This window comes from Glycomyces terrestris, from assembly GCF_003933745.1.
GTDB lineage: Bacteria > Actinomycetota > Actinomycetes > Mycobacteriales > Micromonosporaceae > Glycomyces > Glycomyces terrestris.
Genome location: NZ_RSEB01000007.1, coordinates 180,754 through 203,530, shown reverse-complemented (window position 1 = coordinate 203,530; position 22,777 = coordinate 180,754). Strand labels below are relative to the sequence as shown.

The following is a 22,777-nucleotide window of genomic DNA, read 5'->3' as shown; positions in this document are numbered from 1 at the left end:
CGCTGCCGAGACGGCGGCGGGGCGGGCGCGTCGCGCCCGCCCCGCCGCCGTCTCGCGTCTAGAACGCCGGGCTCTGGGCCGCGGCGAGGACGGTGTGGACCATGACGCGCACGCCGTGGGAGAGCGCGACCTCGTCGATGTCGAAATCGCCCTGGTGGATGTCGAGGCGCTCGCCGGGGCGGCCGACGCCGAGGCGGGCCATCGCGCCGGGGATCTGCTCGAGGTAGTACGCGAAGTCCTCGCCGCCCATGGACATCGGGGCCTCGACGACGGCGTCGGGGCCGAGCGCGGCGGCGGCCGCGCCCGCGAACATCGCGGATGCGGCACGGTCGTTCACGACCGGGGGCACGCCGCGGCGGTAGTCGATCTCGCAGTCGACGCCGGAGGCGCGCGCGACCGAGCGGGTGACCTCCTGCACCAGGTCCGGGATCATATCCCAGGTCTCGCGGCCGTGGACGCGGACCGTGGCGCGGGCGAGGGCCTCCTGCGGGATCGCGTTCGCGGCCTCGCCGGCCTGGACGGCGCCGAACACGATCGCGACCGACTGGCGCGGGTCGAGGCGGCGGTTCACCAGGGCCGGGACGTCGACGACGACGCGGCCGATGGCGTTGACGAGGTCGGAGGTGAGGTGCGGGCGGGAGGTGTGCCCGCCGCGGCCCTGCATGCGGACCTCCATGACGTCGCACGCGGCCGTCAGCGGCCCGTTGCGCACGCCGATCTGCCCGGCCTGGAACTGAGGGTCGCAGTGGAAGGCGAAGATCGCGTCGACGTCGGTGAGCGCCCCGTACTTGATCATCGTGGGCGCGCCCGAGGGGAACTGCTCCTCGGACGGCTGGAAGACGAGGCGGAAGCGGCCCGGCAGGCCCTCGCGGCGCTCCAGCTCGTGGAGGACGCGGCCGACGCCGAGGAGGATCGCGGTGTGCGCGTCGTGGCCGCACGCGTGGCAGACGCCCTCGACCGAGGAGCGGTACGGGACCTGCTTCGGGTCGTGGATCGGGAGCGCGTCCATGTCGGCGCGGATCGCGATCACGCGGTCGCCGCTGCCGATGTCGCAGGTCAGGCCAGTGCCGTCGGGGATGAGCTGCGGTTCGAGCCCGGCCTCGGCGAGCCGCGCGGCCACGTACTCGGCCGTGTCGTGCTCCTGGCGGGACAGGCGCGGGTTCGCGTGGATGTGGCGGCGGGCGGCGATGACCTCGGCGGCGTGGGCGTCGAGCCAGCCGTCGAGGAAGTCCGGCAGCGATGTGGACATGGCCTGCTCCGAAGCGGTGGTGCCGGGCGAAGCGCTCCCGGCTGCGGTGTCGTGCGAGGGCAAGGCGGCGGGTACCACGAGACACGGCTCCGGGGCGATCGCACCCGGGAGCGGCTCATTCGATTTCGTGGCGGTACCCATCTCGACGACTTTCTCCGCAGTGAGCGTGTACATTTCCTTCGCCTCGCAATTCGCGTTCGAGGATCAAAGCCAATGGAGGCGATTCGGCAAGCTTAATCCGATCGCACTCCGTTGCGGCTAGCGCCGTGATTTGCGACGCCCGGCGGCCGCTTCCGGGTGCATCGTGGCGTGCCCGGGGTCACGGCCGCGCGACAGCCGGTCACGGCCCTGTGGGCCGCACCCGCCGTCATAAGGCATAACGCTTGCCGAACCGATAAGTTACGGCCGGGATCCGACTTTTGAACAGACGGCGGACGCGTCGCCGTTCGATGACGCGCCCGCGCTCAAGTGTTTCCCCGCAAGGCGAGTGCGGCGACAGACCGGTTGTGCGCTTCGCCGCCCGTGTCCATTCGCTCACCAGTTGTCGGCGGGGACGTGACGCCCCCATTCCGCGGCGAGCGCGGTGCACACTTCGCCCACGGTCGCCCCGGCCGCGAGCGCGGATTTGAGCGGGTACAGCACGTTCTCCGTTCCCGCCGCGGCGCGCTGCAAACCCGCGAGGGCGGCGTCGAGGGCGGCGCCGTCGCGGCCGGCGCGGTGGGCGGCGAGGCGCTCGACCTGGGCGGCCTCGATCGCGGGGTCCACTTTGAGCGGTGAATACGGGGTTTCGTCCCCGTCGAGGAGGTACTTGTTGACGCCGACGACGGTCTGCTCGCCGGAGTCGATGCGCTTGGCGGTCTCGTAGGCGCTGCGTTCGATCTCGCTCTTCTGGAAGCCCGCCTCGATGGCGGCGACGGCGGAGCCGTGCGCGAAGACGGCGTCGATGAGGCGCAGGGCCTCGGCCTCGACCTCGTCGGTGAGGGCCTCGACGGCGTAGGAGCCGGCGAACGGGTCGACGGTGGCGGTGAGGTCGGTCTCGGCGGCGATGACCTGCTGGGTGCGCAGGGCGAGGCGCGCGGAGGCGTCGGTGGGGAGGGCGATGGCCTCGTCGTAGGCGTTGGTGTGGAGGGACTGGGTGCCGCCGAGGACGGCGGCGAGGGCCTGGACGGTGACGCGGGCGAGGTTGACCTCGGGCTGCTGGGCGGTGAGTTCGACGCCGGCGGTCTGGGTGTGGAAGCGGAGCTTCATGGACCGGGGGTCCCGGGCGCCGAAGCGGTCGCGCATGACGTGGGCCCAGATGCGGCGGGCGGCGCGGAACTTGGCGACCTCGGTGAGGAGGGTGGAGCGGGCGACGAAGAAGAACGAGAGGCGGGGCGCGAACGCGTCGACGTCGAGGCCGGCGTCCAGGGCGCAGTTGACGTACTCGATGCCGTCGGCGAGGGTGAAGGCGAGCTCCTGCGCGGGGGTGGCCCCGGCCTCGGCCATGTGGTAGCCGGAGATGGAGATCGTGTTCCACTGCGGCAGTTCGGCGGCGCAGTACGCGAAGGTGTCGGCGACGAGGCGCAGGGAGGGCGCGGGCGGGAAGATGTAGGTCCCGCGGGCGATGTACTCCTTGAGGATGTCGTTCTGGATCGTGCCGCGCAGCGCGGCGGGCTCGACGCCCTGCTCCTCGGCGACGAGCTGGTAGAGCAGGAGGAGGACGGCGGCGGGGGCGTTGATGGTCATGGAGGTGGAGACCTCGCCGAGGGGGATGCCGTCGAAGAGGGCGCGCATGTCGGCGAGGGAGTCGACGGCGACGCCGACCTTCCCGACCTCGCCGGCGGCCTCGGGCGCGTCGGAGTCGTAGCCCATCTGGGTGGGCAGGTCGAACGCGACGGACAGGCCGGTGGTGCCGGCGGCGAGGAGGTCGCGGTAGCGGCGGTTGGACTCGGCGGCGGTGGCGAAGCCCGCGTACTGGCGCATGGTCCACGGCCGGGAGGTGTACATGGTGGGGTGGACGCCGCGCGTGTAGGGGAAGGACCCGGGTTCGCCGAGCCGCTCCGCCAGGTCCTTCGCGGCGTCGGCGGGGCCGTAGACGGGCCGGATCTCGATCCCGTCGCGGCCTTGCGGTGACGACTGCATGGCTGCCATCCTAGGTGGTGAACGGCGCCACCGGGAAGTCCTGGGCTCTCCGGCGGCGCCTTCGCGCTCCCGGGGCCGCCTCCGCTCGCGAACGCGCGCGTCGGACGGTGCCCGCGGGCCGCGAGTGAACCCGGTACCGCGCGGGTGGCCGGGACGCGGCAGACTAGGAGGGATCCCTCGCGAGGAGTGGTTGAATGACGTACTCATCTGACTCCGGTCGCGGTGGTCCCGGCGCCTATGAGGACCCCCGATCCGGTCCGGCGCCGTCCCCTCGGTACTCCCCCGAGTCCCAGCCGCGCCCGCAGGCGCGGGGCGGTCCCGGCGCCGCGTACGGCCCGGAGCCGGGGGCCAGGCATCCCGATTCGGAGCCGGGCGGCAGGGCGTGGGGTTCGGAACGGGGGGGCCGCTTCTCAGGTTCGGAACCGGGCGGGCGCTTCTCAGGCTCGGAACCGGGCGGCCGTTCCTGGGGTTCGGAGCCCGGCGGGCGCTTCTCGGGTTCGGAACCGGGGGGCCGTTCCTGGGGTTCGGAGCCGGGCGGGCGCTTCGGGGGGCCGGACCCGTACGACTCCAGCCGGCAGGGCTACAACCGGGACCCGTACGGCGGGGACTCCTACGGCGACTCCTCGTACCGGCACAGCTCCTCCTACGGCAACTACGGGAACCTGGGCCAGAGCTTCGCCGTCGGCGGCGAGCCGGGCCGGCCGCCGGGGCCGGCGCTGCCCGGGAACCGGGCCCGGCCGGGCGACCTCGTCGGCGACCGGTACCGGCTGGAGGACCTGGTCGGCAAGGGCGGCAACGGGTCCGTGTGGCGCGCCCACGACACGGTGCTGCGCCGCGAGGTGGCCCTCAAGGAGGTCTTCCTGCCGCCGGACCTGCCGCCGCACGAGCGGGTCCAGCTCATCGACCGGTCGCGGCGCGAGGCGCAGATCGCGGCCGGGCTCTCGCACCCGTCGGTGATCCGGGTGTTCGACGTGGTCGAGCACGCGGGGCTGCCGTGGATCGTCATGGAGCTGCTCCAGTCGCGGAGCCTCGCGGAGATCCTGTCGCAGGACGGGCCGCTGCCGCCGCGCGTGGCCGCGAAGATCGGCCTCGCGCTCGTCGGGGCGCTCCAAGCGGCGCACGACGCCGGGATCATCCACCGGGACGTCAAGCCCGGGAACGTGCTCATCTCCGTCGACGGGCGCTGCGTCCTCTCCGACTTCGGTGCGGCGCAGCTGCACCAGGTGTCGGGCGGGACGACGCCCGGGAAGGTCCTCGGTTCGGCGCACTACATCGCGCCGGAGCGGGCGGTCGGGCATCCGGCCGAGCCGGCGAGCGACGTGTTCAGCCTCGGCGTGACCCTGTACGCGGCGGTCGAGGGGCGGCCGCCGTTCGACCGCGGGGACGCCGTGTCCACGATGCGCGCGGTCGTGCAGGAGCCGCCGGAGAGCCCGCGGAACGCGGGCCCGCTGACGCCGCTGCTGGGCGGGATGCTCGCGAAGGACCCGGGCCAGCGCATGGTGCTGCCGCAGGTCCGCCAGGAGTTGCAGGCGCTGCTCGCCGGGCCCCTCGCGGGCCCGGGCGGGCCGGGCCACCAGTCGCCGCCCTACCGGGCCGGTCAGGGCTTCCCGGAGGCGTCGCCGCCGCACACCGGGCCGCGCCCGCGGGTGGCGCGCGAACCGGAGCCGGAGCCCGCCGCCAATCCGTGGAGGTCCGCGTCGGTCATCGCGATCTGCGTCCTCCTCGTGCTCGTCCTCGGTTGGGGCGCTTTCAAACTGCTCACGAGCGACGGCGGCGGGGGCGGCGCGGAGGACGCCGGTTCGAGCGAGGGCGCCGACGGCGGCGAGTCCGCGGCCGAGGACGGCGGCGAGTCGCCGGCCGAGGAGGGCGCGCCGTTCGCGACCGCCGCGTACGAGGGCGACGGCTTCACCGTGAACCGGCCCGCGGACTGGGTCGAGGGCGAGGGCGGCGAGGACCACGTCGTGTTCGCCAACCCCGAGGACGACACCCAGTGGGTGCGGATCTACTCGGGGTCGGAGAAGGGCGCCGAGGGGACCGAGGACTGGCTGAGCGGGTACTTCGACGGGCTCGACGCGGAGATGACCGACCTGGAGCAGGTGCAGCTCGCCGAGGTCGAGATCGGCGGGATGAGCGGCACGGTCCTGGAGTACACGGGCACGAACCTCGACGAGGCCGGGGCCGAGCGCCACTCCATCTGGGCCCTTGTGGACGGTGGCGACGGGACCACGTTCGGGGTGTTCGTCTCCGGCGACGCGGACGTATGGGAGCTATCACAGGCGGTCTACAGCGAGGCCGCGGCGTCGTTCCAGACCGGCTGAGGCCACACCGTCCGCAACACCGGTCCCCCAGGCTGCGGGTATGCGACCATTTCCCCATGACCGACCAGACGAATCTCGATGCGCTGCGGGCCGAAGCGCTCCAGTGGATCACCGACGACCCCGACAAGACCGGCCGGGACGAGCTGTACCGGCTCCTCGACGGACTGCCGGAGACCGCCGGCGAGCTGGCCGACCGCTTCTCGGGGCGCCTGAAGTTCGGCACCGCGGGACTGCGCGGCCCGCTTCGCGCGGGCCCCAACGGGATGAACCTCGCCGTCGTCCGGGCCGCCGCGGCCGGACTCGCGAACTGGCTGGACGCCAAGGGCGCCGAGGGCCCGGTCGTGATCGGCTACGACGCCCGCCACGGCAGCCGCGACTTCGCGCTGGAGACCGCCCGCGTCGTGACCGGCTCGGGCCGCCGCGCCCTGGTGATGCCCGGCCCGCTGCCGACGCCGGTGACCGCGTTCGCGGTGACGCGCCTCGACGCCGCCGCCGCGGTGCAGGTGACCGCCAGCCACAACCCCCCGCAGGACAACGGGTACAAGGTGTACCTGGGCCGCGAGCTGGGCGGCGACCTCGGCGCGGGCGCGCAGATCGTGCCGCCCGCCGACACCGAGATCGAGGCCGCGATCGAGTCGCTCGGGCCGCTCTCGGAGGTCCCCCTCGGCGACGACGGCGAGACCCTCGACGAGTCGGTCCTCGAGGAGTACCTGGCGGCGGTCGCGTCCGTCGTCGACCCCGACGACCCGAAGCGGCTCGCGTCGGTCGCGACCCCGATGCACGGCGTCGGCGGCCGCACCCTCGTCAAGGCCATGGAGCGCGCCGGGTTCCCCGCGCCGATCCTCGTCCCCGAGCAGGCCGAGCCCGACGCGGACTTCCCGACCGTCGCGTTCCCCAACCCCGAGGAGCCGGGCGCGATCGACCTGCTCAAGGCGCTCGCGGTCGAGGAGGGCGCCGACGTGGCCATCGCGCTCGACCCCGACGCCGACCGCTGCTCGGTGGCCGTGCCGGCCGGCGACGGGAACTGGCGCCAGCTCTCGGGCAACGAGGTCGGCGTGCTCCTGGCCGACCACTGGATGCGCAAGGGCCGCACCGGGACCTACGCGACCACGATCGTCTCCACGACGCAGCTCAAGGCGATGTGCGCCAAGCGCGGCTTCGGCTACATGGAGACCCTCACGGGCTTCAAGTGGCTGGCGCGCACCAGCCCCGACCTCGCGTTCGCGTTCGAGGAGGCCCTCGGCTACTGCGTCGCGCCGGAGTTCCTGCGCGACAAGGACGGCATCTCCGCGGCGCTCGTCGTCGCCGAGATCGCCGCGGGCCAGGCCGCGCGCTTCGCGACCCTCCAGGACCGCCTCGACGAGCTCGCCGAGGAGTTCGGCGTGTACGAGACCGGGCAGCTGTCGGTCCGCGTCGAGGACCTCGCCGAGATCGCCGCGTGCATGAAGCGCCTGCGCGCGAACCAGCCGACGTCGCTCCTGGACGAGCCGGTCACCGACTACCTCGACCGGCTCCCCGACGCCGACGTCGTCACGATCACCACCGCGAACGCCCGCGTCGTCGCGCGGCCCTCCGGCACCGAGCCGAAGCTCAAGGCGTACCTCGAGGTCCGCGAGGACGTCGGCGGCGACCTCCAGGGCGCCCGCGAGCGCGCCCGCGCCGGCGTCGAGGCGCTCCGCGCCGAGGTCGCCGGCATCCTCGGCGTCCCGCACTGAGAGGACGGTGAAGGGCCCGGCCGGCCGGGCCCTTCACGTCGCCGCTAGAAGCGGCGGTACGCGCCGAACTGGCGGTCGCCCGCGTCGCCGAGGCCGGGGACGATGTACGCCTTGTCGTTCAGTTCGGGGTCGACCGCGGCGGTCGTCATGCGCATCGCGATCCCGGAGTCCGCGAGGCGCTCGATGCCGTCGGGCGCGCACAGGACCGACACGAGGTCGATGTCGGTGCAGCCGCGGGCGGCGATCATCTCGCAGCAGCGCAGCAGGGAGCCGCCGGTGGCGACCATCGGGTCGAGCACGATGACGTGGCGGCCGGCCAGGTCGTCGGGCAGGGACTCCATGTAGGCGTAGGGCTCGTGCGTCTCCTCGTCGCGCGCGAGGCCGACGAAGCCCATCGACGCGTCGGGGATCATGGCCTGCGCGGCGTCGGCCATGCCGAGGCCGGCGCGGAGCACCGGGACGAGGACCGGCGGGTTCCCCAGGCGGTAGCCCTTGGCGGGCGCGACCGGGGTCCGGATCTCGTACTCGGTCACGGCCACGTCGCGCGCGGCCTCGTAGACGAGCATCATGGTGAGCTCGCGCAGGGCGGCCCGGAACCGCGGCGAGTCCGAGCGCTCGTCTCGCATGGCGGTGAGCCGTTCTGCGGCGAGCGGGTGTTCGACGATCTTGACATCCACGGTTCATAACCTTAACGCCCAGCTCGCCGCGCTAATGTGAGCTGGTCACCACACTCTGAGTCGAACGTCTCTAGGATACGGATACCATCGGGTCATGGGATCAATTTTGAGCGGCGCCGAGGCCGCGTCCCTCGTCCGCGCCCTCCCCGGCGTCGACGCGGTCGGCCTCGAAGCGCGCGCGGCGGGGCTGTCCACCCGCTCGGTCAAGACGACGTCGAAGGCGCACGCCATCGACCTCGCCATCAGCATGATCGACCTCACCACCCTCGAGGGCGCCGACACCCCCGGCAAGGTCAGGTCGCTCGCCGCGAAGGCGATCCGGCCCGACGGCGACGCCCCCGCCACGGCCGCCGTCTGCGTCTACCCGTCGATGGTCGCCGCCGCGAAGGAGGCCCTCGCGGGCTCCGGCGTCAAGGTCGCCTCGGTCGCCACCGGCTTCCCCGCCGGGCAGGTCCCGCTCGACGTGCGCCTGGCCGACACCGAGGCCGCGGTGCGGGCCGGGGCCGACGAGATCGACATGGTCATCAACCGCGGCGCGTTCCTCGCCGGGGACCTCGAACGGGTCTTCCACGAGATCAAGGCCGTCAAGGCCGCCGCCGGCGACGCCCGCCTCAAGGTCATCCTCGAGACCGGCGAGCTCGCCACCTACGACGCGGTCCGGCGGGCGTCCTGGCTCGCCATGTACGCCGGCGCCGACTTCATCAAGACCTCCACCGGCAAGGTCGGCGTGAACGCGACCCTCCCGGTGACGCTCCTGATGATGCAGGCCGTGCGCGACTACCGGGCCCTCACCGGCGTCCAGGTCGGCGTCAAGCCCGCCGGCGGCATCCGCAACACCAAGGACGCGATCAAGTACCTGGTCACCGTGAACGAGACCCTCGGCGACGACTGGCTCTCGAACGAGTGGTTCCGGTTCGGCGCGTCCAGCCTCCTCAACGACCTGCTCATGCAGCGCCAGAAGCTCAAGACCGGCCGCTACTCCGGCCCCGACTACGTGACGGTGGACTAGCCATGTTCGAGTACGCCCCCGCGCCCGAGTCGGTGCGGCCCCCGATCAAGGAGCACTACGGCCTGTTCATCGGCGGCGAGTTCACCGACGCCGAGGACGGCGCGGTGTTCAAGTCCGTGAACCCCTCCACCGAGGAGGCCCTGTTCACCGTCGCCGAGGCCGGCGAGGCCGACGTCGCCAAGGCCGTCGCCGCCGCGCGGCAGGCGCAGGAGACCGTGTGGGGGCCGATGAGCGGCGCCGAGCGCGGCAAGTACCTGTTCCGCATCGCCCGGCTCCTCCAGGAGCGGGCCCGCGAGTTCGCCGTGGCCGAGTCGATGGACAACGGCAAGCCGATCAAGGAGACCCGCGACTTCGACGTGCCGACCGCGGCCCAGCACTTCTTCTACCACGCCGGGTGGGCCGACAAGCTCGCCTACGCCGGCCTCGGGGCCGACCCGCGGCCGCTCGGCGTCGTCGGCCAGGTCATCCCCTGGAACTTCCCGCTCCTCATGCTGGCGTGGAAGATCGCGCCCGCGCTCGCGTGCGGGAACACGGTGGTGCTCAAGCCCGCCGAGACCACGCCGCTGACCGCGCTCATGTTCGCCGAGCTGTGCCAGGAGGCCGACCTCCCGCCGGGCGTCGTCAACATCCTCCCCGGCGCCGGGGCCGCGGGCGCGGCCGTCGTGAACAGCGCCGTGGACAAGGTCGCGTTCACCGGGTCGACCGCCGTCGGCCGCGCCATCGCCAAGGCCGTCGCAGGGTCGAGGAAGAAGGTGACGCTCGAACTCGGCGGCAAGGCCGCGAACATCGTCTTCGACGACGCCCCGATCGACCAGGCCGTCGAGGGCGTCGTCAACGGCATCTTCTTCAACCAGGGCCACGTGTGCTGCGCCGGGTCGCGGCTCCTCGTGCAGGAGTCGGTCGCCGACGACGTGCTCGCCCGCCTGAAGGCCCGCGTCGAGACCCTGCGGGTCGGCGACCCGCTCGACAAGAACACCGACATCGGCGCGATCAACTCCGCCGAGCAGCTCGCCCGCATCCGGGCGCTCGCCGAGACCGGCGCGGGCGAGGGCGCCGACGTGTGGCAGCCCGCGTGCGACCTGCCCGAGCGCGGGTTCTGGTTCCGCCCCACCGTGTTCACCGGCGTCCAGCAGTCCATGCGGATCGCGCAGGAGGAGATCTTCGGGCCGGTCCTCAGCGTCCTCACCTTCCGCACCCCCGACGAGGCCATCGCCAAGGCGAACAACACGCCGTACGGCCTCTCCGCCGGGGTGTGGACCGAGAAGGGCTCGAAGATCCTGTGGGCGGCCGAGCGGCTGCGCGCGGGCGTGGTGTGGGCCAACACGTTCAACCAGTTCGACGCCGCCAGCCCCTTCGGCGGCCTGAAGGAGTCCGGATACGGCCGCGAGGGCGGCCGGCAGGGACTGGAGGCGTACCTCGATGTCTGAGCGACTGCGGGTGAAGAAGACCTACAAGCTGTACGTGGGCGGGAAGTTCCCCCGTTCGGAGTCCGGAAGGAGCTACCCGGTGAGCAGCCCCGACGGGACCGAGCTGGCGAACGCCGCGCTCGCGAGCCGCAAGGACGCCCGCGACGCCGTCGCCGCCGCCCGCAAGGCGCAGCGGCCGTGGGCCGGCCAGACCGCGTACCTGCGCGGGCAGATCCTCTACCGGGCCGCCGAGATGCTCGAGGGCCGCGCCGGGCAGTTCGCCGAGGAGCTCGCCGACGCGACCGGCGCCGCGCCGGACGCGGCGCTCGGCACGGTCGAAGCCGCGGTCGACCGGCTCGTCCACTACGCGGGCTGGACCGACAAGTACGCGTCCGTCCTCGGCGGGGCCAACCCCGTCGCCGGGCCGTACTTCAACCACACCACCCCCGAGCCGCTCGGCGTCGTCGCCGCCGTCGCGCCCCAGGACGACCCGCTGCTCGGCCTCGTCGACGCGTTCGCGCCCGCGATCGCCGCCGGGAACACCGTCGTCGTCCTCGCCAGCGAGGACCGGCCGCTGCCGGCGCTCAGCCTCGGCGAGGTCCTGGCCACCTCCGACCTGCCCGGCGGCGTCGTGAACCTGTTGAGCGGCAAGGTCGCCGAGGTCGCGCCGCACCTCGCGTCCCACGCCGACGTGAACGGGCTCGACCTGACCGGCGTCCGCGACGCGGACCTCGCGGCGTCCCTCGAGGCCGCGGCCGCCGAGACGCTCAAGGTGGTGCGCCGCCCCGGGAAGGGCGCGGACGCGCTCGACCTGCTGCGGCAGTGGACCGAGTACAAGACCGTGTGGCACCCGGCCGGCATGGCCGCCGGCGCCGGCGGCGCGTACTAGACGCGACCGCGAAGGGCCCGTTCCGCAGTGGGGAACGGGCCCTCGCGCCGTCTACAACGGAAAAGCGCACACCGGATGCGACGCGCCGCGCACGCGGGTCGTAGGCTGTTCCCCAGCTAGACGACTTACGGGAGGGACGCGACATGGCGGCCGAATCTGACGCGCCGGAGCGCGGAGCCGGAACCGAGAAGCTCTGGAACGAGACCGGGATCGACCCGGTCGAACTCCACCTCGGCAAGGACTCGGGGTACACCCTGCGCGCCTACCGGATGTCGGACACCCTGCCGGGTGCGAAGGCGGAGGAGCCCGAACCGGACGAGGCCGAGGACGATGACGAGGACGCGCCCGAGGCCGAGGCGGACGCCGACGCGGTCCCCGAGGACCCCGACGCCGACGAGCCCGACCCCGCCGACTTCGAGGACGAGGCGCCCGAGGACGGCGACGAAGAGGAGGACGCCCTCGACGCCGAGCCCGAGGAGGTCCCGGTCTTCCTGACCCGCAAGGGGAAGCTGCTCGTCTTCCGCGAGCCGGCCGCCCTCGTCGCGTACGTCAGGGACAACGACGACCACGACCTCGCCGCCGTCGACGAGTACGCCGACCTCCAGGAGCGCGTGACCGAGGACGACATCGTCTGTGACGAAGCAGACATCTACGAGCTCGACCTCGTCGTCGCGAACCTCCGCGGCGGCCAGGAGGGCTGGGAGCCCGAGCTGCTCATCAAGGCCGCCGAAGTCGGCCGCGACCTCGGGTACGCGCTCAAGAACGACTCCATCGTCTCCGCGCTCGCGCCCGGCTCCCCGCTCGACGACCTCGACGAGGCGTTCCGCGTCGTCGCCGAGGGCGGCCTCAAGGGGAGGTTCGCGAAGCGGCGCCTGAAGCGCAGCGACCCGCAGCAGGCGGCCATCGCCTGGCGCGGCGTCATCGCGAAGATCAACGACCATGTGGAATGGCGCGGATAGCGCTCCGGTCAATCCACCGAACAGCCCATCGCCGATGGGCCGCCGAGTCCGAATTCCGGTGCCGCCGCGACAGTTCCGCGGCGGCTCCGCTGCGTTATTCCACAAGGGAATCCGCTGGTGGCGACCGTCAGCGAATTGACGGTTATGTGTGCTATGACCTTCCCTCCGTAGGCGAACCCGCACGGGGAGTCCGCTTGCAGAACCGAGTATTCTGCGGAAAACTGATAACGGACTGGTAAAAACGGGCCGGGCTCCAGCCCCGGCGACAGGGGACAGCGCCGGCTGCGCGCCCTACGAGAGGAGCTCCGCGGGTGCAAGTGTTCTGCGGCATCACCACCGATCAGCAGGTGTCCGGGGCCGGGCACGGCGACACCGCGTGCGCGGTCGCCCTCGTCGCCGCGGGCGGCGGCCTCATCGCCACCGACACGTTCGGGGACGATCCGCGCGGCTGGGTCCGCCTCAACAGCCTCCTCGCCCGATCGGCCCCCGGCCAGTCGGTCTCGGTCGCCGTCGACGGCGACGTCCACCAGCTCGCCGAGTTCGCCGCGGCCGCCGGGCAGCTCGTCGTCCGCGCCGACAGCCCCGCCTCCCGCTCCAAGGACGCCCTCGACGACGCCATCGCGATCGCCCGCGGGCTCGCCACCGGCGAGGTCGCCGGCCCGCCCCTCGCCGCGCGCCCTGAGGTCGCCGCTCTGCGCCCCATCCTCGACACGGTGGCCTCGGCCGCCAGGGCCCGCCACGACGCGGCAGAGGCGCTCACGTGCCTCCTGCGGGCGGTCTTCCCCGCGGCGCTGGCCGCCTGGGACGACCCGAGCGAGGCGAACGCCGTCGCGATCCTCACCCGGCTCCCCCAGCCCGGGGCGCTCCAGTCCATCTCCACCGAGGAACTCGCCGCCGACCTGGCGACCGTGGCCGACCCGGGACAGGTCGCGGCCATGGCCGGCGCGCTCACCGAGGCCATCCGCGAGATCGGCGGCGGCGACGACCCTTCCGTCGCGCCCTCCGTCTCCGCGACCGCCGACGCCGTCTCCGCGTGGGACCGCTCGCTCGAGGGGCTCATCGGGCTCCTCCAGGCCAAGCGGCCCAAACCCGAAGCGGCGCCGCACGTCCCGCAGCCGCAGCTCCCCCAGGACGACCGCGCCGCGGCGCCGCGCCGGCGCGGCCGCGGGCACGACTCCGACACGCACCGGACCGTCCGCCTCCCCGGCGACCTCCCCGACCGGCAGAGCCTGCGGGCCCTCGACCCGGCCTCGCAGCTCCACTCCGTGCTCCCCGACCTCGAGGCGACGCAGGTCCTCCCGGACTCGTTCTCGTCCCCGTCGATGCAGCAGCCGGTCGACGGCGAGAGCCACACCCGCTCGATCCGCCGCCGCCGCGCCGAGCCGGCCGAGCTCCCCCACGGCGAGGAGCCGCGCCGCCACCCGTGGCAGCCCAAGGAGGACGTCAGCATCGTCGACGTGGCGAGCCTCGCCGCCGACGACGACGGCCTCCTCATCTTCGGGCAGGCCAAGAGCGCCTGGTTCAAGCGGCCCGAGAGCGAGGAGCCCGAGTCGGAGTCGTGGAACCTCCCCGGCGACGACGGCTGGCGCACCGCCCGCACGGCCACCGAGACCCCCGCGACCGAGGAGCCCACCACTGCGACGGGCCTGCCGCGGCGCAAGCCGCAGGCGAACCTCGTCCCCGGCGCGGTCGTCGCCGACGAGCACCCGCGCTTCGACGAGCCGATCGACCGCGACCCCGAACTGCTGGCGCAGAACACCGCCGGCTACTTCCGGGGCTGGGGCCGCGCCCGCGGCGGCCGCCCCGGCACCGCCTCGCGGACGGAGAGGATGGCGACCCGATGAGCGCCAATCTCGGCGTCTACGAGCGGTCCCTGAGCATGCTGCTCGGCTCGCTCGTGGCGCGCACCCCGGGACTGTCGCACGCGGTCCTGGTCAGCGTCGACGGCCTGCCGCTGGCGGTGTCCGCCGGCCTGCCGAAGGAGCGCGCCGACCAGCTCGCCGGCATCGGCTCCGGCCTGCTCTCCATCGGCGAGGGCGCGGGCCGCTCCATGGACCACGGCCCCGCGCAGCAGGTGATCGTCGAGATGGCCGAGGGCGTCCTCCTCGCGGCCCCCGTCGGGCCGCAGATCTGCCTGACGCTCCTGGCCGTGTCCCAGTGCGACCGCGAACAGCTCGGCTACGAGCTCGGCCAGTTCACCATGCAGGTCGGCCCCCTCCTGAACGAGGCGCTCACGAACACCGGCTCCATCCCGAAGGTCGTCTGACCCGAAACGCGACCGCGGCCCCGAGGCGACCCGCCCCGGGGCCGCCGGCGTCTCCGGGAACGTGCTTCGATTGCGAAGCGGCGAAAACCGCGGGGCGCCTGCGGCATCAGGGCCCCGCGTACTCCAATGACTCGTCCACACCTTGACCGGTCGAGATCGGAGGCGATAGCGTCAATTTGACGTATCCAGTCCTTCAATGATGGCAGCTTAGCCTCACCTATGACAGCCTTATCTGTTTCCAGTTTCAATTGCACTATTCCGTCGGACTGACACTAAGCCATAATGTCCCTCTCACCTGCTGTTATGCAGGCTTCAACCTCTCCTTCGCCGAAAGCATTGGGACATAGTGTGAAACCAGAGCGCATTCTCGCGGTGGGTTGCGGAAACTATTCGTGGCGCTTCGAGGCAGTCACATGCAAGCATGGACGGATAGGGAGCGGCTCACACCGGACGGCATTCCGAGGTGAGCGGTCCGCTCTCGCGAGAACCGAACTCGTCCACACCACAGCTCACGACCGGAGTCTCACATGGGCAAGGCACCGACTTCACACGCAACCTCTCCGCCGGTCTGGCGACGCACGACAGCGCTAGTCGCGACATTCCTGGTCTTCGGCTTCGTCATCCTCATGGCGGTGCTCGGCCACAACCTGATCGCGGCCACGACGGCAGCGGTCGCCACCAGCATTGCCGCGGCAGAACTCGCCCGGCGCCTGGCCTACACCGACGAAGGCGCGCAGCCCACGCCGACCGACGCCCCCGAAGGCGACTGAGGCTCCTCGATGCCACGATTCGAGAAGCCCATCGACTCGGAGCACCAGCAGGTGGCGGAGTTCGCGCAGGAGTTGCGCGAACTCCGCCACCGGGCGGGCACCCCCTCATACAGGAGACTCGCTGTGACGACCGGATACTCGCCGAGCACACTCGCCAAAGCGGCCTCGGGTTCGCGCATGCCGACACTCCCAGTCGTCTTGGCATACGTTCGAGCATGCGGCGGGAACATCCGACGCTGGCGGTTCCGGTGGCACGAGCTGAACGCGCACCTCAACTCCCTCTCCCGCCAGGTCGGATCCGGGCGCACCGCCGGGCCCGTGGAACAAAGCGATGTCGCCGACCGGGCGGCGGCCGCTGCGGCGGTCGCCGCGGAGCTCACGACGCTGATCACTGAAGTGCGGCGAGCCGCAGCGGCCTCGAGGCCGCCCTCAGCCCAGTCCGCGACTAAGCGGCGCCGCAACCGGATGCGAATCCCAGGGTCGAGTAGGCATTTGGCCGAGACCATCAACTCTGCGCACGGCCCAGCCGGAACGGTCTCCCATGTCCGGGTAGCCCGAACATTGGCCGGCGACCCTCGCCATGCCCTCGACGAGCTCCTCGTGCACGCCATCGTCGGCGCCTGCCACGAGTTGTGCGGCTTTCCGTACACCCCGAAGGACCGGCTGCGATGGGCCGGAAAACTCAGCGCCCTCCGACGCGAATTCCAAGCAGATCTCGAAGAAAGCGAGCGGCCCAGATGAAACCGGGCACCAACGATGCGCCTTGGACGGTGGCTATCATCGGGAGCTTCCGGCAATACTACGAGCAGACCGTCTCTGCCGCGCTGAAGTTCGAGAGCGCCCTGATCTCAGTGCTCACCCCGCCGATCTCCCGGATCACCAACCCCGGTGCCGACTTCGTGCGCTTCGAGACCGACGCGTTCAACTCATCCGACCATCAGATCCAGGCCGTGACCCTCACCCGCATCCTCTCCGCCGACTTCGTGTACGTCGTCGCGCCTGGCGGGTACATCGGCCGGACCACCAGTTACGAACTCGGCCGCGTCCATGCAGAGGGCATCCCCGTCTACTACTCGGAGCGCCCCGAAGATCTCCCGATACCGGTATCGGATGAGCAGGTCGCGACCGTCGATGAGTTGACCCGTCTGTTGGGGAATCGTAGACTGTCAGGCACTCTTCTCGGTCCGGAACTCTCTTAGGACGGCCAACCCGAAGTGCCCCAAGCCATAACCGCGAGCATCACCGCTGACGTTGTGATCCTCACCATTCGTGACGGCAAGCTCAAGGTCCTCCTGATGGAGCGGGCCACCGAGCCCTTCCGAGGGAGCAAAGCGCTGCCTGGAGGTTTCGTGGAAGACGGAGAGCGCCTCGAGGAGACCGCTGCCAGGGAGCTCGAAGAGGAGACCGGGGTCAGCAGCAGCCGGCTCTACCTGGAGCAGGTCGGCGTGTACTCGAGCCCCGATCGCGATCCGCGAGGCCGGGTCATCACGGTGTCATACTTGGCGATCGCACCCAACCTCCCCACGCCGGAAGCAGGTGAGGAGGCTACGAGCGCCGACTGGTACGAAGTCAATCCAGGACTTTCAACGGAACTGGCGTTCGACCACGATCTGATCTTGCAGGACGCGCTCGAACGCGCCCGGTCGAGACTCGAGCACACCACGATCGCGACCGCCTTCTGCGGCGAGGTGTTCACCATCGGCGATCTCCAGCGGGTGTATGAGATCGTCTGGGGTGTCTCCATGGACTCGAGGAACTTCCGACGGAAGGTCACTTCCGTCGACGGATTCCTAGAAGGCACCGGCGAGAAACGCAACGGTGGTCCCGGGCGGCCCGGTGCCCTGTACCGGAAGGGGCCGGCCCAGGTCTTGCATCCCGCCATGCTCCGGTCCCGCATGCAATTGGAGAGCTAGGTCCCGCGACGGCGAACGAACGAAGGACCCGAGACGGTGTCTCGGGTCCTTGCTCATGGTCCAGGTGGATTGGGTCAGCCTAGACGGTGCCGCGCTCGGGGGCGCGGTTCGCGGTTGTCGTCGTGCGTCCGGTTGTGGGCACTCAGTGGACGCCGACGGTGCGGGTGCGCCGCATCGACAGCACGTACTCGACGAGCTTGATGAGCACCTGCTTGGTGGACTCGCGGTTGCGGGCGTCGGTGTACATCACGGGGACGTCGTGCGAGATCTGAAGCGCATCGCGGATGTCGTTGATCTCGTGGAGCTGCTTGCCGTCGAAGCAGTTCACGGCCACCAGGTACGGCAGCTTGCGGTGCTCGAAGAAGTCGATGACCGAGAAGCAGTCCGCGAGGCGGCGGGTGTCGACCAGGACGATGGCGCCGATCGCGCCGCGCACCAGCTCGTCCCACATGAACCAGAACCGGGTCTGGCCGGGCGTGCCGAACAGGTACAGGATGAGGTCCTGGTCGATCGTGATGCGGCCGAAGTCCATGGCGACCGTGGTCGTCGCCTTGTCGGGCACCAGGTTGTTGTCGTCGACGCCCTCGGAGGCGGAGGTCATGATCGCCTCGGTCGTCAACGGGGTGATCTCGGAGACCGAGCCGACCAAGGTCGTCTTGCCGACGCCGAAGCCACCGGCGATGACGATCTTGGCAGAGGTCACACGAGAGGTGTCTGCGGGTGAGTTCATTAGGGTCTATAGCCTCCTGAGTCCACTGAGAACGCGCTCAAGGAGCTCGGTTCCGACCGATTCGTCGGCGCCGTCCGCGTCGAAACCGGTGGGTTCGTGCACTGCCAACAAGCCGTCGGCCGCCATGTCGGCGACCAGCACGCGGGCGACGCCGAGCGGCACCTCCATGCGTGCGGCGATCTCCGCGAGCGATTGCAGCCGGCCGCCGCACAGGTCGACGATCACCTTCTGCTCCCTGCCGCCGAGGAACTGCCCGGACCGGCCGCGCGCGGTGGTCTCCACCAGCGCTTCGAGGGCGATCTCCAATTGGGGCCGCGTACGGCCGCGCGTGACCGCGTACGGTCTGACGAGTGAGCCAGTAGGCTCATCACCACCGAGGACCATTGTTACCTCCAACCACGGCACCAGATCCCACAATCCTTGTGCCGCAGTCTTGTCAGTTATCCATGTACCGCGTGCCCGGGGAGGCACCGGCCCGTCGCCTGGGGATGCGACGGAGGGGTCGTTGTTCAGTTCGTCCCACTCGTGCCTGCGTTCTGCTCGAATGGAGCCTACCGTGCCGCCGCCCGTTGCGCCAAGCGCGCACCGGAAGCGGCCCGGATCAGCTTCGGGCCGAAGGCGTGAGGGCCTGGCCGACCCGGTCGACCAGGAGGGCCATCTCGTAGCCGACCTGGCCCACGTCGCAGTTCTTCGACGCCAGCACCGCGAACGAGGAACCGTCGCTGATGGACATCAGGAACAGGAAGCCACGGTCCATCTCGACCACCGTCTGGAGGACGGCGCCGCCCTCGAAGCAGCGGGAGGCGCCCTGGGTCAGGCTCACCAGACCCGAGGTCACCGCCGACAGCTGGTCGGCGCGGTCCCTGGGCAGGTCCCGGGAGGACGCCAGCAGCAGACCGTCGGCGCTGACCGCGACGGCGTGGGCCACGCCCGGCACGCGTTCGGCGAAGCCGGCCAGCAGCCAGCCCAGGTCCTGGACCGAGGTTCCACCAGTGCTCATCGTTTGCGCTCCTTAGTAGCGTCTGCCGTGTTGCGGATCAGCGACTCAGTTGCCGTCATTGCCACGTCCTCGCTGCACCCCACGGTGATAGGCCGACAGCAGGCCCCGAATGCCCTCGGGGTTGCGCTTCTGCGCGCTGACGGTCTCCTGAGATTCCTCCACCGCGCCGGGAACCAGGCGTTCCATGGGGCGGCGCTTGGGAAGGCCGACCGCGGTCGTCTCGTCGATGGTCTCGGCGAAGGCGTTGTCGACCCGCGACCACCCGTCGTCGGCGGCGGTGCGCCAGGCGTAGGACCCGGAGTCGGACTCGGGCGAGGTGAGGCGGCGTCGTTCGAGACCCGAGGCGGCCGGCGCGTCGTCGGCGGCGGGGGTGCTCTGCATGGTCGGGCCTTCCGTGGGCTGCGGAGGGGAGGGCGGCGCCGCGTCCCAAGCCGGGGCGTCGGACTCGGCCGCACCTGACTGGTCAGCGTAGCGCGGCGAGGTAGCGTCCGCCACCTCCGCGGGGGCCGGCGAGGCCGCCCGGAGGGACGACTCGGGCGCGTCGTCGACCTTCTGGGCCTCGTCGTCGACCTTCTTCGGCGCGGGGGTCACGGCCTTGAACCAGGCGGACTCGACCTCGCGGAAGATCGGCAGCTCCGTCGTGGCGTCCACAGCGGACACCCGGTCGCGGCGGGCGGCGCGGGGCGCCTCCGTGCCGGACGGGGCGGCGGCGACGTCGGGCCACGACGGCGGCACCGGCTCGGGCTCGGGCGTCCACGCCTCGAGCTGGATCTTCGGCAGGGCCACGTGCTCGGAGGAGACGATCTCCCCGGTCACCTCCATGACCTTGCCGTTGGCCTTGCGCTCGTCCGCGAGTCCGCCGGGGCGGAACATGAAGCCGGGCTCCTCGTCCGCGGGCGGGCGCTGCTGCCCGAAGGGCGGGGCGAACGACTGCTGGGACTGCGGGCGCTGCACCGAGTACTCGCCGGTGACCGGCTCGACGGCCGGCGGCGTGTTCGGGCGCGAGGGCACCTGCGGGGCGCTCGGCTGCCACGCGGGCGGCGTCGGCTGGGACGGCGGCGGGGAGTGCGGGGTCGAGGGCGGCGCGGTGTCGAACAGGCCGGCCGGGCTCTCGGGGACCCGCGGCAGGGCGCCGGTGGCCTCGAAGCCGGACGGGAGCTCGCCGCGGCCGCCCGCGCCCTCCAGGGGCACGCCGGAGCGCAGGCCGCGCTCGGGCAGCTTCGGCTCGGTGAGGACCGCGTCGCCCAGGATGACCTCGGCGACGGTGCCGCGCTGCTCGCCGGGGCGGAGCTCGACGTGGACGTCGTGGCGCTTCGCGAGGCGCGCGACCACGACCAGGCCCATCATGCGCGAGGACGCGAGGTCGATCGCGTCGGCCGACTCCGAGAGCTGCCGGTTGATGTCCTCGATCTGCGCGGGCGGCATGCCGATGCCGACGTCGTTGATGCGGACGCGGATCGCGCCGTGCGGGCTGTCGGCCGTGCGCATCTGCTCGGCCTCGACCAGGACCGGGGACTCCGGCGGGGAGAACGCGGTCGCGTTGTCCATGAGCTCGGCGATGAGGTGCACGAGGTCGTTGACGGCGGCCGGGCGGATCTCCCGCTCGGCCTCCAGGTTGCCGAACTCGATGCGGGTGTACTGCTCGACCTCGGACTGGGCGGCCTGGAGGATGTCGCCGATCGGGGCCGGGTAGCGCTCCTGGCGGGTGGAGTCCGCGCCGGCGAGCACCAGGAGGTTCTCGTCGTTGCGGCGCATGCGGGTCGCGAGGTGGTCGAGCTGGAACAGCTCGGCCAGGCGGTCCGGGTTCTCCTCGCCGCGCTCGAGGTGGTCGAGGTGGCCGATGAGGCGGTCGACCAGGTTCTGGGAGCGGCGGGCCAGGTTGATGAACATCTGCGAGACGTTGGCGCGCAGGGCGGCCTGCTCGGCCGCGATGCGGATCGCCTCGGTGTGGACGATGTTGAACGAGTGCGCCACGTTGCCGATCTCGTCGCGCTGGTCGATGTCGATGACCGCGCCGGTGTCGGCGGCGACCTCGTCCGGGGTCCGGTTGCCGATGCTCTCCGCGTCGCGCATCTGGGCCACCGCCTGGGGCAGCGACACGTGCGCGACGTCCAGGGCGCCCTCGCGCAGGCGCCGCAGGCCGGTCGCCATGTTGCGGGCGATGAGCAGGGCGATCACGGTCGCGATGACGAACGCGGCGAGGATGAGCACGGCCTCGAGCAGGAGCTGGAAGATCTGCGCGTTCAGGTCGGCGGTCGCGTCGTCGAGGACGTCCTCGGACTCCTTGTTGATGTAGTCCAGGCCGTTGTCGAGGATCGCGTTGTAGGAGTCGATGACGGCGGCGTTCACGGTCAGCGGCTGGGTGGTGCCGGCGTTGACCGCCTCGTTCTCGAACGTCAGGGCCGCCTCGGCCTCGGCGGTGTTCAGGCCGCCGGGGCTGAAGAAGAACGCGAGCTGCTCGTCGCGGTCGGCCACGGTCTTGAACTCGTCGGCGGCCGTCTCGCGGAGCTTCGCGAAGGCGATGAAGTTCTGCCAGCGCGTGTTGTTGATGAACCGCTTCCCGTTGCCGACGTTGATCGCGATCGCGCGCTCCTCCTCCAGCGTCTCGAGGACGGTGGTGGCGGAGGCGATGGCCTGGAGGTTCCGGGCGATCTCGGGGTCGTTGACGATGCGGGAGGAGATGTCGGTGATGGTGACGAGCTCGTCGACGAGGCGCTGGTAGACGCGGGAGGTCGCGTCGATCGAGACGCCGTCGGGGCTCTCGGCGGCGGCGCTGCGGATCTGGACCAGGGACTCGTACTGGGTGCGGACCGCGTCGATGCGGTTCGAGATGTCCTCGGAGACGTCGGGGAGGGCGTCGGCCTTCTCGTTGAACTGGTCGAGGGCCTCGTCGGTGGCGGCCTGCTGCTCGGCCACGGCGGTCTCGTCGTACTGGGACTCGTCGATGCCCTCGACGTGGTCCTCGCCGAGGCGGAGGTTGGTGACCAGGAGGGAGCGCTCGACCTGGAGGTCGTAGCGGAGTTCGGCCGTGACGGCGTTGAACTCGACGAGGTCCACCATGTCGTTCGACTCGAAGACCCGGTCGGCCAGGTCGTAGAGGCGGAGGCCGGCGACGGCCACCAGGACGACGAGGGGCACGAGGAGGATCAGTCCCAGCTTGGACCGGATTCGCATGTCGGCGATGCGGGGCAGGCCGAGCGGTCCTCGTCGAGCCGCTGAACCCGCACGGTTCGAGCTGCGCTTGCTCACCTTGTCTAGCCTCCTGGGGTGGTCCTCTGTGTCAGACCGACGGGCCCGTGCCGGGCCGGGCTCGGTCTCGGGCCGACGGCGCGCGCCGGCTGCCGTCCGGCCGCGGGGGCGGCGGGGGCGGCATGTGAAGCCCAGCAGATTCCATCATGACGAATGACCGCGTCGAAATCCAGGGGCGTACCGGAGTACTGAAAGCGGCTCCGTATCGCACCGTGTTACAGGGCGAACCCCTGGAAACGCTGATCTTTCGGACACATGCCTACGTGGTATTCGGCTTTCCGGTCGATAAAACCGACTACTCGGACGATGAGGCTCAGCCCAACGGCCTGCGCGGCATCCAACGAAGGTCGTCGATACGATCCGGGTCGGTCCGCGCACGGTCCGTAGTGACCGATTCGCCACCTTAGTCCACTGACGCAGCGCATCCGCGCGCACACGAGATCCGGACAGATCCTCCACATCCCCGACCGCGTCCGGCACGACTCGCACTTCCTGTGCGACAGACT

At 71.4% G+C, this 22,777-nt stretch carries 19 protein-coding genes; 12 read left to right on the top strand and 7 right to left on the bottom strand.

What is annotated here, in order from left to right; genetic code table 11:
- Positions 1-58 precede the first annotated feature (58 nt).
- Both EIW28_RS22155 and EIW28_RS22145 read right to left on the bottom strand, forming a co-directional pair.
- The gene (locus EIW28_RS22155) at positions 59-1,390 is read right to left on the bottom strand and encodes an amidohydrolase (protein ID WP_408612237.1); all 1,332 of its coding nucleotides are present in this window, start codon (positions 1,388-1,390) and stop codon (positions 59-61) included.
- Positions 1,391-1,783: 393 nt separating this feature from the next.
- Positions 1,784-3,370, bottom strand: a complete 1,587-nt coding sequence (locus tag EIW28_RS22145) for an acyl-CoA mutase large subunit family protein (protein WP_187350646.1) — start codon at positions 3,368-3,370, stop codon at positions 1,784-1,786.
- Positions 3,371-3,564: 194 nt separating this feature from the next.
- On the opposite strand from EIW28_RS22145, the gene EIW28_RS24545 reads away from it, so the two are divergent.
- Together EIW28_RS24545 and EIW28_RS22135 are read left to right on the top strand one after the other, a co-directional pair.
- A complete protein-coding gene (locus EIW28_RS24545; RefSeq protein WP_197717418.1) occupies positions 3,565-5,688 on the top strand; it encodes a serine/threonine-protein kinase in 2,124 nt (707 codons plus the stop codon).
- A gap of 56 nt (positions 5,689-5,744) precedes the next feature.
- Positions 5,745-7,403 carry a phospho-sugar mutase gene (locus EIW28_RS22135; RefSeq protein WP_125249885.1) on the top strand — a complete coding sequence of 553 codons (1,659 nt, stop codon included), beginning with the start codon at positions 5,745-5,747 and terminating at the stop codon, positions 7,401-7,403.
- Between the two features lie 44 nt (positions 7,404-7,447).
- On the opposite strand, the gene upp is transcribed toward EIW28_RS22135, so the two are convergent.
- Positions 7,448-8,080: a uracil phosphoribosyltransferase gene (upp, locus tag EIW28_RS22130; protein ID WP_125249884.1), complete on the bottom strand. Its 633-nt coding sequence runs from the start codon at positions 8,078-8,080 to the stop codon at positions 7,448-7,450.
- Between the two features lie 94 nt (positions 8,081-8,174).
- On the opposite strand from upp, the gene deoC reads away from it, so the two are divergent.
- From deoC to EIW28_RS22080, 10 genes are all read left to right on the top strand, one after another.
- A complete protein-coding gene (gene deoC / locus EIW28_RS22125; protein ID WP_125249883.1) occupies positions 8,175-9,089 on the top strand; it encodes a deoxyribose-phosphate aldolase in 915 nt (304 codons plus the stop codon).
- A 2-nt stretch (positions 9,090-9,091) separates the two neighbouring features.
- Entirely contained in the window at positions 9,092-10,516 is a 1,425-nt protein-coding gene (locus EIW28_RS22120) for an aldehyde dehydrogenase family protein (protein ID WP_125249882.1), read from the top strand.
- Positions 10,509-11,384, top strand: coding sequence for an aldehyde dehydrogenase family protein (locus EIW28_RS22115; RefSeq protein ID WP_125249881.1), 876 nt, complete (start codon positions 10,509-10,511; stop codon positions 11,382-11,384). Before EIW28_RS22120 ends, EIW28_RS22115 begins: the two co-directional genes overlap by 8 nt.
- 143 nt (positions 11,385-11,527) lie before the next feature.
- A complete protein-coding gene (locus tag EIW28_RS22110) occupies positions 11,528-12,343 on the top strand; it encodes a DNA primase (RefSeq protein WP_125249880.1) in 816 nt (271 codons plus the stop codon).
- A gap of 311 nt (positions 12,344-12,654) precedes the next feature.
- The gene (locus tag EIW28_RS22105) at positions 12,655-14,187 is read left to right on the top strand and encodes a hypothetical protein (RefSeq protein WP_125249879.1); all 1,533 of its coding nucleotides are present in this window, start codon (positions 12,655-12,657) and stop codon (positions 14,185-14,187) included.
- Positions 14,184-14,609 carry a roadblock/LC7 domain-containing protein gene (locus EIW28_RS22100; protein ID WP_091048495.1) on the top strand — a complete coding sequence of 142 codons (426 nt, stop codon included), beginning with the start codon at positions 14,184-14,186 and terminating at the stop codon, positions 14,607-14,609. The genes EIW28_RS22105 and EIW28_RS22100 overlap by 4 nt, the downstream gene beginning before the upstream one ends.
- 527 nt (positions 14,610-15,136) lie before the next feature.
- Complete coding sequence (locus EIW28_RS22095; RefSeq protein WP_125249878.1) at positions 15,137-15,379, top strand: hypothetical protein; 243 nt, start codon at positions 15,137-15,139, stop codon at positions 15,377-15,379.
- 9 nt (positions 15,380-15,388) lie between these two features.
- Entirely contained in the window at positions 15,389-16,120 is a 732-nt protein-coding gene (locus tag EIW28_RS25720) for a helix-turn-helix domain-containing protein (protein ID WP_125249877.1), read from the top strand.
- Positions 16,117-16,578, top strand: a complete 462-nt coding sequence (locus EIW28_RS22085; protein ID WP_158630504.1) for a hypothetical protein — start codon at positions 16,117-16,119, stop codon at positions 16,576-16,578. Before EIW28_RS25720 ends, EIW28_RS22085 begins: the two co-directional genes overlap by 4 nt.
- 54 nt (positions 16,579-16,632) lie before the next feature.
- Positions 16,633-17,292, top strand: coding sequence for an NUDIX hydrolase (locus EIW28_RS22080; protein WP_232014138.1), 660 nt, complete (start codon positions 16,633-16,635; stop codon positions 17,290-17,292).
- Between the two features lie 142 nt (positions 17,293-17,434).
- On the opposite strand, the gene EIW28_RS22075 is transcribed toward EIW28_RS22080, so the two are convergent.
- The 4 genes from EIW28_RS22075 to EIW28_RS22060 form a co-directional block, all read right to left on the bottom strand.
- On the bottom strand, positions 17,435-18,022 hold the full coding sequence (locus tag EIW28_RS22075) for a GTP-binding protein (RefSeq protein WP_125249875.1): 588 nt from the start codon (positions 18,020-18,022) through the stop codon (positions 17,435-17,437).
- Between the two features lie 6 nt (positions 18,023-18,028).
- Positions 18,029-18,406: a DUF742 domain-containing protein gene (locus EIW28_RS22070; protein ID WP_125249874.1), complete on the bottom strand. Its 378-nt coding sequence runs from the start codon at positions 18,404-18,406 to the stop codon at positions 18,029-18,031.
- 217 nt (positions 18,407-18,623) lie between these two features.
- Positions 18,624-19,022 carry a roadblock/LC7 domain-containing protein gene (locus EIW28_RS22065; RefSeq protein WP_030161947.1) on the bottom strand — a complete coding sequence of 133 codons (399 nt, stop codon included), beginning with the start codon at positions 19,020-19,022 and terminating at the stop codon, positions 18,624-18,626.
- A gap of 45 nt (positions 19,023-19,067) precedes the next feature.
- Positions 19,068-22,196, bottom strand: coding sequence for a nitrate- and nitrite sensing domain-containing protein (locus EIW28_RS22060; protein ID WP_125249873.1), 3,129 nt, complete (start codon positions 22,194-22,196; stop codon positions 19,068-19,070).
- Positions 22,197-22,777: the final 581 nt, after the last annotated feature.

Coding starts and splice junctions, on each gene's coding strand:
- EIW28_RS22085 (WP_158630504.1), top strand. CDS start 16,117: ATGAAACCGGGCACCAACGATGCGCCTTGGACGGTGGCTATCATCGGG.
- EIW28_RS22155 (WP_408612237.1), bottom strand. CDS start 1,390: ATGGGTACCGCCACGAAATCGAATGAGCCGCTCCCGGGTGCGATCGCC.
- EIW28_RS22065 (WP_030161947.1), bottom strand. CDS start 19,022: ATGAGCACTGGTGGAACCTCGGTCCAGGACCTGGGCTGGCTGCTGGCC.
- EIW28_RS24545 (WP_197717418.1), top strand. CDS start 3,565: ATGACGTACTCATCTGACTCCGGTCGCGGTGGTCCCGGCGCCTATGAG.
- EIW28_RS25720 (WP_125249877.1), top strand. CDS start 15,389: ATGCCACGATTCGAGAAGCCCATCGACTCGGAGCACCAGCAGGTGGCG.
- EIW28_RS22145 (WP_187350646.1), bottom strand. CDS start 3,370: ATGCAGTCGTCACCGCAAGGCCGCGACGGGATCGAGATCCGGCCCGTC.
- EIW28_RS22100 (WP_091048495.1), top strand. CDS start 14,184: ATGAGCGCCAATCTCGGCGTCTACGAGCGGTCCCTGAGCATGCTGCTC.
- EIW28_RS22115 (WP_125249881.1), top strand. CDS start 10,509: ATGTCTGAGCGACTGCGGGTGAAGAAGACCTACAAGCTGTACGTGGGC.
- EIW28_RS22135 (WP_125249885.1), top strand. CDS start 5,745: ATGACCGACCAGACGAATCTCGATGCGCTGCGGGCCGAAGCGCTCCAG.
- EIW28_RS22070 (WP_125249874.1), bottom strand. CDS start 18,406: ATGGTCCTCGGTGGTGATGAGCCTACTGGCTCACTCGTCAGACCGTAC.
- EIW28_RS22110 (WP_125249880.1), top strand. CDS start 11,528: ATGGCGGCCGAATCTGACGCGCCGGAGCGCGGAGCCGGAACCGAGAAG.
- EIW28_RS22060 (WP_125249873.1), bottom strand. CDS start 22,196: ATGCGAATCCGGTCCAAGCTGGGACTGATCCTCCTCGTGCCCCTCGTC.
- EIW28_RS22075 (WP_125249875.1), bottom strand. CDS start 18,022: ATGAACTCACCCGCAGACACCTCTCGTGTGACCTCTGCCAAGATCGTC.
- EIW28_RS22120 (WP_125249882.1), top strand. CDS start 9,092: ATGTTCGAGTACGCCCCCGCGCCCGAGTCGGTGCGGCCCCCGATCAAG.
- deoC (WP_125249883.1), top strand. CDS start 8,175: ATGGGATCAATTTTGAGCGGCGCCGAGGCCGCGTCCCTCGTCCGCGCC.
- EIW28_RS22095 (WP_125249878.1), top strand. CDS start 15,137: ATGGGCAAGGCACCGACTTCACACGCAACCTCTCCGCCGGTCTGGCGA.